This window comes from Mesorhizobium sp. M2A.F.Ca.ET.039.01.1.1, from assembly GCF_003998035.1.
In the GTDB taxonomy this organism is placed as follows: Bacteria; Pseudomonadota; Alphaproteobacteria; order Rhizobiales; family Rhizobiaceae; genus Mesorhizobium.
The window spans coordinates 1-639 of sequence record NZ_RZRY01001409.1 but is presented as its reverse complement, the minus strand read 5'-3'; the positions used below and the strand labels follow the sequence as shown (position 1 = coordinate 639).

1 pseudogene is annotated in these 639 nt (G+C 64.0%); it reads left to right on the top strand.

The features are described from left to right. Positions 1-559 (top strand): annotated as a pseudogene (locus EOA24_RS40155) (bifunctional [glutamine synthetase] adenylyltransferase/[glutamine synthetase]-adenylyl-L-tyrosine phosphorylase); the annotation flags it as partial. Between the last annotated feature and the right edge of the window lie 80 nt (positions 560-639).

Genomic DNA, 639 nt, shown 5'->3' with positions numbered 1-639 from the left:
GGCGCGCGCCATCGGCGGCGATGCCGAACTCTGCGCCGAGCTCGACGAAGAGGTGGCGGCGGTTCTGGCGCAGCCGCGCGACGCCGCCAAGGTGAAAGCCGAAGCCTCGGAGATGCGCGCGCTGATCGAAAAGGAAAAGCCGCCGCGCGACCTCTGGGACATCAAGCTGATCCCCGGCGGACTGATCGATCTCGAATTCATCGCCCAGGTGGCGGTGCTCACCGGCCATGTCGTCGAGGCTGGCCGCAGGGTGACCGCGACGGCCGACATCCTGGCGCGGCTTTCTCCCGATTTCGCCGGCGCCGATGTCAGGCAGCAACTGTGCGATGCCTACGCGCTCTATCTCGCCCTGACCCAGATGATCAGGCTTTGCCTCACCGGCGAGTTCCAGCGCGACGATGTCCCGCCGGGCCTCTCGGACCTGCTGCTGGCGGTCACCGACCTGCCGGATTTCGCTGTGCTGGAAGCGCATCTCAAGGAGACGTCGCGGAAGGTCAGGAGAGATTTTGATCGTCTGCTACGCGCGGGAGTGTTGCCATCAACCGTATCGTCGCCATGAGATTCCCGGGTGGCATATTAGTCACAGTTAATATTAATCGGCGATCCGGCCTTGCGCCATTGGCAGAGGCGTCCCGTAAT